General features: G+C 42.9%; 12 protein-coding genes. All 12 read left to right on the forward strand.

What is annotated here, in order from left to right:
- Positions 1 to 457: 457 nt before the first annotated feature.
- The 12 genes from ileS (at position 458) to EQM06_RS04880 (ending at position 16,136) form a co-directional block, all read left to right on the forward strand.
- Complete coding sequence (ileS, locus tag EQM06_RS04825) at positions 458 to 3,577, forward strand: isoleucine--tRNA ligase (RefSeq protein ID WP_128745249.1); 3,120 nt, start codon at positions 458 to 460, stop codon at positions 3,575 to 3,577.
- On the forward strand, positions 3,577 to 4,620 hold the full coding sequence (gene rlmN / locus EQM06_RS04830) for a 23S rRNA (adenine(2503)-C(2))-methyltransferase RlmN (RefSeq protein ID WP_128745250.1): 1,044 nt from the start codon (positions 3,577 to 3,579) through the stop codon (positions 4,618 to 4,620). Before ileS ends, rlmN begins: the two co-directional genes overlap by 1 nt.
- Positions 4,621 to 4,740: 120 nt before the next feature.
- The gene (locus EQM06_RS04835) at positions 4,741 to 5,163 is read left to right on the forward strand and encodes a hypothetical protein (protein WP_128745251.1); all 423 of its coding nucleotides are present in this window, start codon (positions 4,741 to 4,743) and stop codon (positions 5,161 to 5,163) included.
- 107 nt (positions 5,164 to 5,270) lie between these two features.
- Positions 5,271 to 6,179 carry a DMT family transporter gene (locus EQM06_RS04840; RefSeq protein WP_128745252.1) on the forward strand — a complete coding sequence of 303 codons (909 nt, stop codon included), beginning with the start codon at positions 5,271 to 5,273 and terminating at the stop codon, positions 6,177 to 6,179.
- Positions 6,151 to 6,792 (forward strand): NUDIX hydrolase, encoded by a 642-nt coding sequence (locus EQM06_RS04845; RefSeq protein ID WP_164914352.1) that lies wholly within the window; start codon positions 6,151 to 6,153, stop codon positions 6,790 to 6,792. Before EQM06_RS04840 ends, EQM06_RS04845 begins: the two co-directional genes overlap by 29 nt.
- Positions 6,793 to 6,929: 137 nt before the next feature.
- Complete coding sequence (locus EQM06_RS04850; protein ID WP_230975026.1) at positions 6,930 to 7,874, forward strand: CAP domain-containing protein; 945 nt, start codon at positions 6,930 to 6,932, stop codon at positions 7,872 to 7,874.
- Between the two features lie 117 nt (positions 7,875 to 7,991).
- A complete protein-coding gene (locus tag EQM06_RS04855; protein WP_128745254.1) occupies positions 7,992 to 9,098 on the forward strand; it encodes a BMP family lipoprotein in 1,107 nt (368 codons plus the stop codon).
- A gap of 127 nt (positions 9,099 to 9,225) precedes the next feature.
- On the forward strand, positions 9,226 to 10,755 hold the full coding sequence (locus tag EQM06_RS04860; protein WP_128745255.1) for an ABC transporter ATP-binding protein: 1,530 nt from the start codon (positions 9,226 to 9,228) through the stop codon (positions 10,753 to 10,755).
- A 2-nt stretch (positions 10,756 to 10,757) separates the two neighbouring features.
- A complete protein-coding gene (locus EQM06_RS04865) occupies positions 10,758 to 11,888 on the forward strand; it encodes an ABC transporter permease (protein ID WP_128745256.1) in 1,131 nt (376 codons plus the stop codon).
- The gene (locus tag EQM06_RS04870) at positions 11,888 to 12,847 is read left to right on the forward strand and encodes an ABC transporter permease (RefSeq protein ID WP_128745257.1); all 960 of its coding nucleotides are present in this window, start codon (positions 11,888 to 11,890) and stop codon (positions 12,845 to 12,847) included. Before EQM06_RS04865 ends, EQM06_RS04870 begins: the two co-directional genes overlap by 1 nt.
- Before the next feature lie 43 nt (positions 12,848 to 12,890).
- Positions 12,891 to 14,786 (forward strand): YgiQ family radical SAM protein, encoded by a 1,896-nt coding sequence (locus tag EQM06_RS04875; RefSeq protein ID WP_128745258.1) that lies wholly within the window; start codon positions 12,891 to 12,893, stop codon positions 14,784 to 14,786.
- Positions 14,787 to 14,789: 3 nt separating this feature from the next.
- The gene (locus tag EQM06_RS04880) at positions 14,790 to 16,136 is read left to right on the forward strand and encodes a DNA methyltransferase (RefSeq protein WP_128745259.1); all 1,347 of its coding nucleotides are present in this window, start codon (positions 14,790 to 14,792) and stop codon (positions 16,134 to 16,136) included.
- The last annotated feature ends 12 nt before the right edge of the window (positions 16,137 to 16,148 follow it).

A 16,148-nucleotide genomic window follows, 5' to 3' on the forward strand; every position in this document is an offset into this window, starting at 1 on the left:
CGTAGAGACTAATTGGGTAAACTCCTTGACAGCTAACGGCTCTACGAGTATAATAAAGCGGTGTGTACGGCGAATTCTATGTTTTTTCCCTACACCTAGTCAATTGAATAGCTCAGGGCCTTGATGGAACCAGTAGACCTGTGTAATAACCTTACAGAGAGATGTGCATGAGCTGAGAGCACGTCGGTGAAGCAGCAGTCGAATATCACTCCGGAGCCTGATTGAATATGAGAGGTAAGATGTTTATGAAACCAGCCTGATGAGGGCTTGCCGCAGACAGAGGCGTCTTGCAAATAGGGTGGTACCGCGGTTCAAGAAGATCGTCCCTAATTCACAAGTGTGGATGGGGGCTTTTTTGTTTTTTGTGTTTCCCTGTCCCCCTTAGCCAAATCATTTCATCGTAAAAAATAAGACGTAGCCGTGCTACGTTTTTGTAGAAAGGAAGAATGTAAACATCATGTTTCGAAATTTATCAGAAAAACCAATTGCAGAATTGCAAAAAGAACAAGCGAAGGCTTGGAAAGAAGAAAATCTGTTGGAAAAGTGTGTAACGACCAGAGAAGGGATGCCATCCTTTATTTTCTATGAAGGACCTCCGACTGCCAATGGCAGGCCCGGTATTCATCATGTCATAGCAAGAACCCTAAAGGACTCCGTATGCCGTTACAAAACCATGAAGGGCTTTGCGGTAAAGAGGAAAGCCGGATGGGATACTCACGGACTGCCCGTAGAGATTGAAGTGGAAAAACAGCTGAACATGTCGGGCAAACAGGATATCGAAAAGTATGGCATCAAAGAATTTAATGAGAAGTGCAGAGAATCCGTCTTTACCTATGAGGGTATGTGGAGAGAAATGACGGAAAGAATGGGCTATCTGATCGATTTGGACAACCCATATATTACTCTGGACAACAACTTTATAGAGACAGGTTGGTGGATATTAAAGGAATTCTTTAAGGCCGGATTGATTTATGAAGGACACAAGATTCTTCCTTACTGTCCGCGCTGCGGAACCGGACTGGCTTCTCACGAAGTAGCTCAAGGATATAAGGAGGTAAAGACGCAGACCATTACAGCTAAATTTAAACGAAAAGATGCGGAAGAATATTTTTTGGCATGGACGACTACGCCTTGGACCCTGGCATCTAATGTGGCTCTGACGGTGGGCGCTGATATCGATTATGTGAAGGTCAAAATGCATGAAGATATAGAAGCTGAGGCCGGAAAGGTATTCTATCTTGCAAAGAATCTGGCAGACAAGGTACTGGGTGCCGAAAAGTACGATATAATCGCTGAAATGAAGGGCAAAGAGCTGGAGTATGCCGAATATGAACAGCTCATGCCGTTCCTGACTCCGGATAAAAAAGCATTTTTCGTGACGTGTGCAGACTATGTCACCATTGAAGACGGTACGGGAATCGTTCATACAGCTCCTGCCTTTGGTGAAGATGACTATCAGACGGGCAGAAGGTATAATCTGCCTGTATTAAATCCGGTAGACGAACAGGGAAAATATACAGATACGCCTTGGGCAGGACATTTTGTCATGGAAGACGGTCTTGATGTAGAGATCATTAAATGGCTGGCAGCGGAAGATAAAATATTTGCAAAGGAAAAGATGGAGCACAACTACCCGCATTGCTGGAGATGCGGAACACCGCTCATTTATTATGCAAAGCCAAGCTGGTATATTGAAATGACTAAACTGAAGGATCAGCTGGTAGCCAATAATAAAGCGGTGAACTGGTTCCCGGATTTCGTAGGAGAGAAAAGATTTGGAAACTGGCTCGAAAACGTGAATGACTGGGCTATTTCCCGAAACCGATACTGGGGCACCCCAATTCCAATCTGGAGATGTGACTGCGGTCATCTGGAATGCATTGGAAGCAGAGCGGAATTGGTTGAAAAATCTGTTGAAAATATTACGGAGGATATTGAACTGCACAGACCATATGTGGATGATGTTCATTTGAAGTGCCCGCATTGCGGTAAGCCTATGAGCAGAATTCCGGAAGTCATGGACTGCTGGTTCGACTCCGGTTCCATGCCATTTGCACAGCATCATTACCCGTTCGAAAATAAAGAAAAATTTGATGAAGAATTATTCCCGGCAGACTTTATTTGTGAGGGCATTGACCAGACCAGAGGATGGTTCTATTCCCTGATTGCTATTTCTACGTTTGTAAAAGGAAGGGCTCCGTACAAGAATGTTCTGGTAAATGATCTGATTCTGGACAAGGACGGCAAGAAGATGAGCAAATCCAAGGGCAATACCGTGGATCCGTTTGTTCTGTTTGATAAATACGGCGCAGATGCCACCAGATGGTATTTGCTGTATGTATCTCCGGCATGGTCCCCGACCAAGTTTGATGAAGACGGATTGATTGAAATTGTCAGCAAATTCTTTGGCACGCTGAAAAATGTATATAATTTCTTTGTGCTGTATTCCAATCAGGATGATATGAACCCTGCCGAGCTGAACGTGCCGTATGAGAAAAGACCGGAGCTGGACAGATGGGTTCTTTCAAAGTATAATCAACTGATTTCAGACGTTATGGAAGAAATGAACCGATACGATCACATGAAAACAGTCAGAAAGATTCAGGACTTTGTGACAGAAGATCTCTCCAACTGGTATATCAGACGCGCCAGAAGAAGATTCTGGGGAGAAGAGATGACAGAGGACAAAAAGAGCGTATATGCGACGACCTATGAGGTCCTTGTGGGAATTTCGCAGCTGATCGCTCCGTTTGCTCCATTTATAGCAGATGAGATCTATACCAAGCTGACCGGAAACGAGTCTGTTCATATTTCCTTCTTCCCTGAAGCAAAAACAGAGCTGATCGATAAGAATGTGGAAGAGAGAATGGATTTGATCCGAACCATGGTGGGTCTCGGAAGAGGAACGAGAGAAAAGGAAAGAATTAAGGTCAGACAACCGCTTTCTGAAATTCTGGTGGACGGAAAATATGAGGCACTTATCAGCGACCTTACTCCGCTGATTATGGAAGAATTGAACGTGAAAAAAGTAGTATTTGAGACAAAGCTGGATCAATTTTTGAATTACAGTCTGAAACCGAATTTCAAGGTGGCAGGTCCGGTTCTGGGAGCCAAGATCAAGGCCTTTGGCGGAGCACTTGCTCAGGCAGACCCGGCAGAACTTGTAGCAAAGCTGGAGTCGGACGGCGAAGCGGTCATTCCGGTTGGCGGCGAAGATTTTACGATCAATAAAGAACTGGTAGAAATAAAGATCAGTGCCAAGGAAGGCTTCTCTGTGGCGATGGAGGACAATATCTTCACGATTTTAGATACCACTTTAAATGAAGAGCTGATTGAAGAAGGCCTTGCCAGAGAACTTGTTTCAAAGGTCCAGCAGCTAAGAAAGCAAAATGATTTTGAAATGATGGATAACATCAAAATTTATGTGAATGCAGATGAAGCAGTTGCAAAAGCTTTGCAGACTTATAATGCATATATTATGAAAGAAACTCTTGCAATAGAGATTCTTGACAAATCCGGCATGGACGAGTATGACTTAAATGGCCATAAGACAGGCATAGAGGTTGAAAGAGTGTAATGCCAGATAAAGTTCATTTAAAAGATATGACTCTCGAAGAAATGGCAAACTTCTTCGAGAGTCTTGGTGAAAAGAAATTTAGGGCGAAACAAGTATATCAATGGCTGTACCGGGGCGTATGCAGTTTTGAGGAAATGACGGATCTGTCCAAGGAGCTTCGGCAGAAGCTGACGGAAACGGCGGAAGTAGGCAGCTTAAGGCTGTTGCAGGTGCAGGCATCCCAGGAAGACGGCACCAGAAAATATCTCTTTGGGCTGGCAGACGGTAACAGCGTAGAAAGTGTTTTTATGAAATATAAATATGGCAATTCCATCTGCATCTCTTCTCAGGCAGGATGCCGTATGGGATGTAAATTTTGTGCGTCTACCATAGGAGGTCTTTGCAGGAATCTGACAGCGGGAGAAATGGCGGATCAGATTATTTCCGTGGAAAAGAATACCGGAGAGAAGATCAGCAACATTGTGATAATGGGAACCGGTGAGCCATTTGATAATTATGAAAACCTTTCTAAATTTATATATTTAGTACACCATAAGGCTGGATTGAATATCGGCATGCGGAGCATTACTGTGTCTACTTGCGGCATCCTGCCTAAAATCGAAGTGTTTGCAAAGGAGTTTCCTCAGGTGAATCTGGCCATATCGCTGCATGCTCCCAACGATCAGATCCGAGATCTGACCATGCCGATCAATAAGAAATACAATATGGAACAGCTTTTAAAAGCATGCAGGGACTATGTAGAAGAAACGGGCAGGCGGATCACTTTTGAATATGCGCTGGTATCCGGCGTAAATGATCAGGCTGTTCACGCAGAAGAATTAGCAAAAAGATTGAAGGGAATGCTTTGTCACGTCAATTTGATCCCTTTGAACAATGTAACGGAAAGTAGCTTTTCCGGAGCTTCCAGAGTACAGGCTTCCCAATTTCAGGCTCAATTAGAGAAGTTAGGTATTCAGGCTACGGTCAGAAGAGAGTTGGGAAGCGATATTGATGCGGCATGCGGGCAGCTCCGATTAAAGAATTATGAAAATTTGGAAAATTAGATGGGGTTTGCGTGATTTATCTTGATAAGCCATAATCAATAGTGTATAATGTGGTTACACAAGGTACTTTAGCAAGTTTTCGGATGCAAATATTGCATAGCTCAAGAGGAGGCGATTACAATGGTTAAGTTATTAATCGGTAAGAAGGGTTCGGGTAAAACCAAAACAATGCTGGCTCTGGCCAATGAAATGGTTGAAGACAGTAAGGGCAGTGTTATATTTATTAATAAAAACCAGAGACTGATGTGTGATTTAAAGCACAAAATCAGGGTGGTGTGTATGGAAGACTTTAAGCATATCACCAACAGCGATGAGTACATAGGGTTTATTTATGGCATCATCAGCTCAGATCATGATATTGAAACTGTTTTTATTGACAGCATCTTAAAACATGCCGATATTCATGAGGACAATATTCCGGAATTCCTTGACAGACTCAAAAAGATTTCAAACCGATATGATATTGAGTTTGTTGTAAGCCTCAGTGTGGAGAAAGAAAGGCTAAAGACCATTGATCTCAGCCAATTTGAGATTTTAAATTAATAAGAATATATAGCAAGAGGATTGCTTGAGAAAGCGGCGGTGAACATTCACCGCCCTTTTTGGGTAAAGCTAGAAAATGAAATGACGAGAAGCAGAGGAAAAAAGTAATGAAAAGAGTAGGAATATATATTTTTCTGACAGCGTTCTTATTTGGAACGATGGAGGTGGCCTTAAAACTTGCCGGTAATGGGATGGATTCCTTCCAGCTGACATTTTGGCGTTTTTTTATTGGGGGCATTTTATTGATGCCGTTTGCTTTTAATGAAATCAGAATAAATCAAACGAGATTAGAATTAAAGGATTTTGGGTATTTACTAATAGTAGGTATCCTGTGTATTCCAATCAGCATGCTGTTCTTTCAGCTGGGTGTTATGCGTTCCAATGCGTCCACTGCCTCGGTCATCATGTGTATTAACCCGCTTTTTACCATGATTTTTGCCCATTTCATGTCTGACGAAAAATTTAGTAAAAAGAAAATGATTGTAATGATATGGGGGATAGCGGGGCTTTTTTTCATGGTGAGGCCCTGGAATATCCAAGAGGGAAATACACCCATAGGAATGCTTTTTATGCTGATTGCGGCGGCCACCTTTGGCCTTTATACCGTAGCGGGCAAGAACAGTATAAAAAAGATGGGAATTATGGCACAGACCAGCATAAGCTTTATTTTAGGCTCCGGAGTTCTGCTTGTTATCATGCTCTTTCTTCATAAGCCTGTTTTTCGAGGTGTTGCAGATAACCTTGTATTGGTTCTCTACATCGGCATTTTTGTCACAGGCCTGGGATACTATTTTTATTTTGCCGCCATTAAGCTGTCGGATGCGACTACAGGATCCATAGCCTTTTTCATTAAGCCGGCCATTGCACCGGTCATAGCTGTTATCATACTGGGAGATAAGCTGCTGTGGAATACGTACTTAGGAATTGCGCTTATTTTAATCGCTTCTTATCTAAATATATATAATAAGAAAACAGAGGATAGAAACATTGAACAAGAACAAATTGAATTTAAGTGAAATTGAAAATATCTTTAAGAACAGAAAGCCTGCTGCTATAGGCGAGTATCATTATTTTTCCGTCCTGGTTCCTTTAATTGAGAAAGATGGGGAGCTTTATTTACTGTATGAGATACGTGCAAAGTCTCTGAAAACTCAGCCGGGGGAAATATGCTTTCCGGGAGGAGCTGTTGAAAAAAACGAGACAAAAAGACAGTGTGCGATTCGGGAGACCTGTGAAGAGCTGGGTGTGGAGAAGAAGGATATACGCATTATTTCAGAGCTGGACACCTTGTATACGTACAGCAATTTTACCATGTATTGTTTTTTGGGAAAGATTTCTTATGAAGCACTGAGCCAGAAAAAAATAAATGAAGATGAAGTGCAAGAATTCTTCCTGGTGCCGCTGAATTATATGATGGATCAGGCTCCATTTATCTATAATGTGGATGTATTGCCAAACATAGGGACAGATTTTCCCTATGATTTGTTAAAACTTAACAATGGATATAATTGGAGAAAGGGTAAATCGGAGGTGCCAATTTATACGTATGAGGACAAAAGCATATGGGGCTTAACCGCTAGAATTACACATAATTTTGTAAATATCATAAAGCTGGAAAACAGGGAATAAATTTCTCCTGTTTTTTTATTGGTAATTTTTATATAATGATTTTTGCATAAAATGGGGTCTATACTCTTTCAAGGAGGCAAACAAGAAATAACCAACGTCTCCTAGTTTTGGATAAAGTGGAAAGGGAGGACAAAATCATGAAAACCAAATTTGTCAAAACAACGTTATCACTATCATTACTGCTTATGGCAGCCGCACCAACTGCGGCTTTTGCAGGAACAAACTGTAACGCCAATGTTTCAGTTCCATTGAACCAATCTGTGGTTAAGAATTTGAATAGCTGTTTCACAAGTGCAGGAGTACAGAATTGTTTTAAAAATCTAAATTGCACAGACTCGAAATGCTATGTTAAATTTGTAGATGGCAAGCTTCAGCTTGTTTCTGATAATAATTGCAGTCAAAGTCAAACGGTTCAAAATCAGAAATCAAAAGACTGCAACGTGTTAAAGCCTATCAGCAACGGTACGACAACCAACACCAACACTGGTAAGGACACAACCACAAATACAAACACTGGTAAGGACACGACCACTAACACCAACACCGGCAAGGACACAACTACCAACACCAACACTGGTAAAGACACGACCACAAATACAAACACTGGTAAGGACACGACAACTAACACTAACACCGGCAAGGACACAACTACCAACCCCAACACTGGTAAAGACACGACCACAAATAATACAGGTACGTTCGGTTCTTACGAGCAGCAGGTCGTAGATATTGTGAACCAGGAAAGAGCTAAGTCCGGACTTGCACCGCTGACTATCAACGCTAAATTGTCTCAGGTTGCGGAGAAGAAGGCAGAGGATATGAGAGATCAGAATTATTTCTCCCATACATCCCCAACTTACGGTTCACCGTTTGACATGATGAAGCAGTTCGGCATCACGTATACTGCGGCAGGTGAAAATATTGCAAAAGGACAGAAGACTCCTCAGGACGTTATGACTGCTTGGATGAATTCTTCCGGACACCGGGCAAACATTATGAACAGCAATTACCAGCAGATCGGCGTAGGCTATGTAACAGACAGCAACGGAACGACATACTGGGTGCAGGAATTCATTAAATAATCACCTTAAAGCTTTTGGCGAATAGGCGTACAATAACTATGTTGAAAAATTTCTTCATAACATTTATAATATAAAACATGGAAAATAATCAACCGTATTCCAGAAGGGAGAAATCTTATGAAGAAATTTTTGGCAATTGTACTGGCTCTTGTGCTTGTACTTGGTTTAGTTGCCTGTGGGGACAAGAAAGAAGCGGCAAAGGACAACACAAAGGAAACCTATGAAATTGCAATGATTACGGATGTCGGCGAAATTGACGACAAATCCTTTAATCAGGGGACTTGGGAAGGCATCAAAGCTTACGCTGAGAAAAACAATATTTCTCACAAGTATTATAAACCGACCGAACAGACGGAGGATGCTTATTTAGCGGCTATTCAGCTGGCTGTTAAAGGGGGAGCAAAGATTGTTGTAACACCGGGATATTTATTTGAAGTACCGATTTATCGGGCTCAGGAAATGTATCCGGAGGTTCACTTTGTTTTGATTGACGGTTATCCGAACGACGGCACAAAAGATGCAAACGGTAATACGACAGCGGCACCGGCAAAGAATTCTGTTGGAATTAAGTTTGCCGAAGAGCAGTCCGGATATCTGGCAGGTTATGCGGCCGTTATAGACGGATATACTAAGCTTGGATTCATGGGCGGAATGGCTGTTCCCGCTGTAGTGCGATACGGATATGGATTCGCACAGGGCGCTGATGCAGCCGCTAAAGAGCTGGGTCTTGCTGCGGGCAGTATTGAGCTGAAATACAACTACACCGGCGGATTCGACGCAACTCCGGAAGTGCAGACACTGGCTTCTTCCTGGTATTCTGACGGAACAGAAGTAATCTTCGGCTGCGGCGGTAAGGTAGGAAACGCCGTAATGGCTGCTGCTGAATCCGCAAAAGGAAAAGTCATCGGTGTTGACGTAGACCAGAGCAGTGAATCCGATACGGTTATTACTTCTGCGATGAAGGGACTTGCGGCTTCCGTACAGTCTATGCTTTCAGACTACTATGGAGATAAATTCCCTGGCGCACAGAGCTTGACTCTTGGTGCTGCGGAAGATGGTGTACAGCTTCCTATGGACACTTCCAAGTTTAACACATTTACTAAGGACGATTATGATGCGGTTTACAAACAGTTGGCAAGCGGCGAGATTAAACTACAGAAGGATGATGTAAAAAGTGCAGATCAATTAGGTTTAAGCTACGTCAAGGTACAGGTTATTAAGTAAATAAAACGTAAAGACACGGTTGATAAGATGATTATTTAAATAAAGAACAACACACCTTTTGGTGTGTTGTTTTTTCTGTTAAATTTAGGTATAATATCTATATTATATTGAAGAGAGGACAACTATTATGGAATATATAATAGAGATGTTGAACATCACGAAGGAGTTTCCGGGCATTGTAGCCAATGATGATATTACATTACAGCTCAAAAAAGGAGAGATTCATGCGCTGCTTGGTGAGAACGGAGCCGGAAAGTCTACGCTGATGAGCGTTCTGTTCGGTATGTATCAGCCTGAAAAGGGTGTCATCAAAAAGAACGGACAGGAAGTAAAAATCAATGATCCAAATGATGCCAACGCACTGGGAATCGGTATGGTACACCAGCATTTTAAGCTGGTACACAACTTTACAGTGCTTCAAAATATCATTTTAGGTGTGGAAACCACCAAAAACGGAATATTAAAAATGGGCGAGGCAAGGGAAAAGATCATAGCCTTGTCCGAAAAGTATGGATTGATGGTAGACCCTGAGGCAAAGGTCGAGGACATCACGGTAGGCATGCAGCAGAGAGTGGAAATTTTAAAAATGCTTTATAGGGATAACGAAATCCTTATTTTTGATGAGCCTACGGCCGTATTAACGCCCCAGGAGATAGAAGAATTGATGAAAATTATGAAGGGGCTTGCCGCAGAGGGAAAATCCATCCTCTTTATTACGCATAAGCTGAATGAAATAAAAGCAGTTGCCGACAGATGCACGGTGCTTCGAAAGGGAAAGTATATCGGAACCATAGACGTAGCGTCTACCTCTAAAGAGGAAATGTCGGAAATGATGGTGGGGCGAAAAGTAGATCTGACCGTTCAGAAAAAGCCGATTGAGCCGGGTAATGTGGTACTTGAAGTAAAGAATATGACTGTAAAATCCAAGCACCACAGCAAAAATGCCGTGAATAATGTTTCGTTTCAAGTTCGAAAGGGAGAGATTGTCTGTATTGCAGGAATAGACGGAAACGGACAATCGGAACTGGTCTACGGATTGACCGGACTGTTGCAGGTAGAATCGGGTGAGATCTTTATCAATGGGCAGAACATTACCAAGGAGAGTATTCGCAAGAGAAATCTGGACGGTTTGAGCCATATCCCCGAAGACAGGCATAAGGATGGGCTGATATTAGATTACAATCTGACTGAAAATCTCATACTAAAGAATTATTTTAAGCCGGGATTTCAGAAGGGCAGCTTTATTAATTTTAAGAAATCAAGAGAGTATGCGGAAAAGCTGATCCAGCAATTTGATATACGAAGCGGACAAGGGACTAAAACTATGGTTCGAAGCATGTCCGGAGGAAATCAACAAAAAGCGATTATTGCCAGGGAGCTGGATTTGGATCCGGAAATACTGATTGCCGTACAGCCTACTAGGGGGCTGGACGTAGGTGCTATCGAATATATTCATAAACAGCTGATTGAAAAGCGGGACGAAGGAAAAGCCGTTCTCCTTGTGTCTTTGGAACTGGATGAAGTCATGAATGTGAGCGACCGGATTCTGGTGATTTATGAGGGTGAGCTCGTTGCGGATGTGGATCCAAAGGAAATAACCATGAATGAATTGGGGCTATATATGGCAGGATCAAAAAGAAATGAGGTGACAGCATAAGGATGGAGCGGATAAAAAGAATTTTGGTCAGCGATGGATTTAACAACGCCATGTCATCCATTTTCGCAATTTTAATCGGATTATTGTTTGGATTTATTATTTTGTTGATCAGTAATCCTTCTCAGGCTGTAGAAGGTTTGGGCATTATTTTAAAAGGCGGATTCAGTGCAGAAGGAAAAGGAATGGGACAGGTTCTCTATTTTGCCACTCCGCTGATTCTGACAGGGCTGTCTGTCGGCTTTGCTTTTAAGACGGGGCTGTTCAATATCGGTGCCGCGGGACAGTTTATCATGGGCGCTTTTGCGGCTATTTATGTAGGGGTTCATTGGACTTTCCTGCCGGCGCCCCTTCACTGGATAGCAGCTCTTTTAGCCGCAGCAGTTGTTGGCGGGTTGTGGGCATTGATACCCGGACTAATGAAAGCATATTTGAACGTAAATGAAGTTATTTCAACGATCATGATGAATTATATCGGCATGTATATGGCCAATTATTTGGTCAAGCTTACGGTTTACGACCGCCTGAGGGCTCAATCGCTGGATGTAGCAAGTACCTGCGTACTGCCTAAGATGGGACTGGATCATGTTTTTTACAACAGCCTGGGAGGCGGCAAGGATTTGTCCACTGTAAACTGCGGTATTTATATTGCTGTAATTATTGCTATTGTTATATATATTCTTTTAAATAAAACGACTTTCGGATATGAGCTGAAAGCCTGCGGATATAATGCGGATGCCAGCAGATATGCCGGTATTAATGAGAAGAGAAATGTGGTGCTTTCCATGGTCATTGCTGGAGCTTTATCCGGACTTGGAGGCGGGCTCTTATATCTGTCCGGTGCCGGCGGAAGACATATAAAGGTAGTGGACGTTCTGGCAAGTGAAGGCTTTAATGGTATTCCGGTAGCCTTGCTTGGCCTTTCCAATCCCATCGGTATTATTTTCTCTGGTATCTTTATTTCTTATATCACGGAGGGCGGAAATTACCTGCAAAGCTTAAATTATGCACCGGAAATCATTCAGATGATCATTGCCTGCATTATTTATTTCAGTGCATTCGCATTGATTTTAAGAAAGATTATACCGGGCATTCTCAAACGCAGGGCGGAGAACAAGAAAGGGGGAGAAAAATAATGGATATTTTATATTTAGTCGTTCAACAGACCATGTTCTTTTCCATCCCGCTTTTAATTACGGCTCTTGGGGGTATGTTTACAGAACGGGGCGGTGTTACCAACATTGCTTTAGACGGAACCATGATCATGGGGGCTTTTGCCAGCATCTATTTTATCAACCGGATGCAGGACTATATGAGCGGCCAGCTTTTATTGATTCTTGCCATACTGATTGCTATAGCGGTGGGGGCTGTTTTCTCTCTGCTCCTTGCCTATTCGGCTGTCAACATGAAAGCCGATCAGATCATAGGCGGTACGGCACTGAATATGTTTGCACCGGCTTTTGCCATTTATGTGGCTCGAATGATTCAAGACAACGGTGTTCAGCAAATCGCCTTTCGAAATACGTTCCGAATCGATTCCGTACCGGTTTTGGGGGATATTCCTGTTTTAGGGAGTCTGCTCTTTAAAAATGCATACATTACGACCTATATTGGTTTTGCTATATTGATTCTGTCCGTTATCGTTTTATACAAGACGCGATTCGGCCTCAGGCTGCGTGCCTGCGGGGAACATCCTCATGCGGCGGACTCCGTGGGTATCAACGTGTATCGAATGAGATATGCGGGTGTTATGATTTCAGGCGGACTGGCAGGATTAGGCGGGCTGGTGTTTGTCATACCTACATCCACCAATTTTAACGCTACGGTAGCCGGATACGGATTCCTTGCGCTGGCAGTTATGATTTTTGGACAGTGGAAACCTCTGAGAATTTTGTTTGCGGCCTTTTTCTTCGGATTGATGAAAACCATTGCTTCGGCTTATTCGGTTATTCCGTTTTTGGCCGGATCGAACATTTCAAGTGACGTTTATAAAATGGTTCCGTTTATTGCCACGCTGATCGTGCTGGCATTCAGTTCAAAGTCATCACAGGCACCAAGAGCGGTAGCGGTTCCTTACGATAAGGGCAGCCGATAGACAATAAACATACGAAAACGAAAGGAACAGGAAAGAGGTTTAAATGGGATTTTTACCTATTACAAAAGAAGAATGTGAGGCAAGAGGCTGGTCACAGCCGGATTTTGTTCTGATTACAGGGGATGGCTATATAGACCATCCTTCTTTTGGCACAGCCATCATCAGCAGACTGCTGGAAAATCGCGGATATAAGGTGGCTGTTTTGGCACAGCCGGATTGGAACAGCAAAAAAGATTTTATGCGTTTCGGAAGACCGAGACTGGGATTCCTTGTCAATGCGGGGAACGTGGACTCCATGGTGAACCATTATTCCGTTTTTAAGCATAAAAGGAGAACGGATGCCTATTCTCCGGGAGGAGAAGCGGGAAAACGACCCAACCGTGCCGTCATCGTTTACAGCAACCGGGCAAGAGAAGCATATAAAGATGTCCCTATTATAATCGGCGGCCTTGAAGCAAGCCTTCGGCGGCTTGGACATTACGACTATTGGGATGATAAGGTGAGACGGTCTGTATTGCTGGATGCAAAAGCAGATATTCTCGTATACGGCATGGGAGAGCGAGCTGTTGTGGAAATCGCCGAAGCTTTGGATTCAGGCATTGAGGCGAAGGATATCGGATGGATTCGGGGAACCTGCGTGAAAGCAAGGGAAATTTATATGGATGAAGATACGGTACTGCTGCCGAGCTTCGAGAGTATTGTTGCTTCAAAGAAAGCCTATGCAGAAAGTTTCGCCCTTCAATATAAAAATAATGATTTTATTACAGCCAAACGGTTGGTGGAGCAGTATGCGGAAGGTCTGTATGTAGTGCAGAATCCCCCGCAGCCGCCCCTTGAAACCCTGGAACTGGACGATGTATACGGCTTGCCTTACGAAGGAACCTATCATCCGTCCTACGAAGAAGCAGGCGGAATCCCGGCGATTAAAGAAGTAGAATTCAGTATTATCAGCAGCAGGGGATGCTTTGGGGGCTGTGCTTTCTGTGCCTTGACTTATCATCAGGGCAGACAGGTACGGGGACGAAGCAAAGAATCTATTGTAAAAGAAGGAAGAAGATTAGCTGCATTACCGGGATTTAAAGGATATATACATGATGTGGGAGGTCCGACGGCAAACTTTAGGGGACCTGCCTGCAAAAAACAGCTGACCAGGGGGGGCTGCACCCATAAGGACTGCCTGTATCCGGCACCTTGCAGCCAGCTTGAAGTAGACCATAAAGAGTATCTGGAAATACTCCGGGCACTTCGCAGCATAGAAGGGGTCAAAAAGGTATTTATTCGTTCAGGTGTACGCTTTGATTATGTCATGGCCGATAAAAGTGATGAGTTCCTGAGAGAGCTTTGTAAATATCATGTGAGCGGCACACTGAAAGTGGCTCCCGAGCATATCTCGGACCGTGTTCTTTCCTATATGCACAAGCCGAATAAAAGAGTATTTGAAGAATTCAGCAGCAAATATAAAAAGATCAATGAACAGTTGGGATTAAAACAGTATCTGATTCCGTATCTGATTTCTTCCCATCCCGGGAGTACGTTAAAGGATGCCGTTGAACTGGCTGAATTTTTAAGTGATAACGGATTTGTGCCGGATCAGGTGCAGGATTTTTACCCGACGCCCGGAACATTAGCCACCTGCATGTATTATACGGAGCTGGATCCCCTTACGATGGAAAGGGTTTACGTCGCTAAAACGATGGAAGAAAAAAAGATGCAGAGAGCACTGATTCATTTTAATAAACCGGAGAACAGGGAACTAGTAAGGGCGGCACTGGTCAAGACCGGGCGGGAGGACTTATTTGGAAAACTGCTCAGAGGTTCCGGAAGAACCCAGAATCCGTACAAAAAGGAGCCTCCTTTGAGAAATCAAAAAGAAAAGACCCGGAGTTCAGGCAATAGGGGCGGACAGCCTTTAAAGAAGAGCAATAAAAGAAGGAGCTAATATATGAGCTTGATTTATAAGCTTACGGAAATAATAGATGATTGCAGGACAGAATACCAACAGCTTAAAGAGGAAATAGCAGAAGGGTATATTCGTACATTTAAAATAGAAGAGGTCTACGGGGAATCTTCTTTGGCTGAAAAGAATATCTTAGCCTGGGGCGATAATCTTGAATGGATGAAATATCTCTGTTTTGAAAATCAAGTTTATGGAAAAGTAAAACTAATTTATGCGGATCCTCCCTTTTTTTCAAAGGCAGATTATAAAATGCAGGTGAAAATCCACTCAAAAGGAGCGGAGGGAACGGTCAAAGTAAAACAGACAGTATATACGGATACGTGGAATGAAGGAATAGAGGCATATCTGAGAATGATCTGCATAAGACTATTGGTGATGCGTGATCTGCTGACAGAGGATGGATGTATTTTTATGCATCTGGACTGGCATGTGGTGCATTATGTAAAGATTCTGATGGATGAAATCTTCGGCATGGACAATTTCGTCAATGAAATTGTCTGGAATTATAAATCCGGAGGCACCAGCAGCCGGCACTTTGCAAGAAAGCACGATACTCTGCTATTTTATGGAAAAAGCAGTCAGTATTATTTTCAGGCACAAAAGGAAAAGTCGTACAACAGAGGCTTTAAGCCGTATCGCTTTAAAGGTGTGGAGGAATTTCAGGATGAAACAGGCTGGTATACCCTTGTCAATATGAAGGATGTATGGCAGATGGATATGGTAGGAAGGACCTCATCTGAAAGGACAGGATATGCCACCCAAAAGCCGGAGCTTTTACTGGAAAGAATTTTAAAAAGCTGCACGAAGGCGGGCGATTTATGTGCTGATTTTTTTGGCGGCTCAGGAACGTTGGCAGCAACTGCGGATAAAATGGGAAGGAACTGGATTACCTGCGATATAGGAAAGAGCGCAGCAGCTGGTATAAAGAAGAGAGTTCTTCAAAAAAAAGCATCCTTTATCGTACTTCGGGAAAGCTTTAATGCAGAAAGCATGAGTGATGTACAGGTTCAGATAAAAAAACAGGATGAAAAATATAGTGCGGAACTCAAAAGTTATCATTTAAAGGAAGAATATATCAACACATTTGGAGAAAAAGAACGGGAACTCATTCATAAGCTGATTCATACAGACTCCTTAAGCCTGATAGATTATTGGAGCATCGATTTCAATTTTGATGGGAAGATCCATAAACCGCAGTGTGTTATGATAAGGGAAAAGGAGAGCTTAGAGAAGTATACAGAAGGAATATCCGCTACGGGAATGATTCAGGCCTGTAGTACGGATGTATTCGGAAATGTTCTTTATAAAACTTTTAAATATGCTATGGAATAAGGGAGGACGATG

Origin of the sequence: Aminipila luticellarii (assembly GCF_004103735.1) — a bacterium.
GTDB classification, from domain to species: domain Bacteria; phylum Bacillota; class Clostridia; order Peptostreptococcales; family Anaerovoracaceae; genus Aminipila; species Aminipila luticellarii.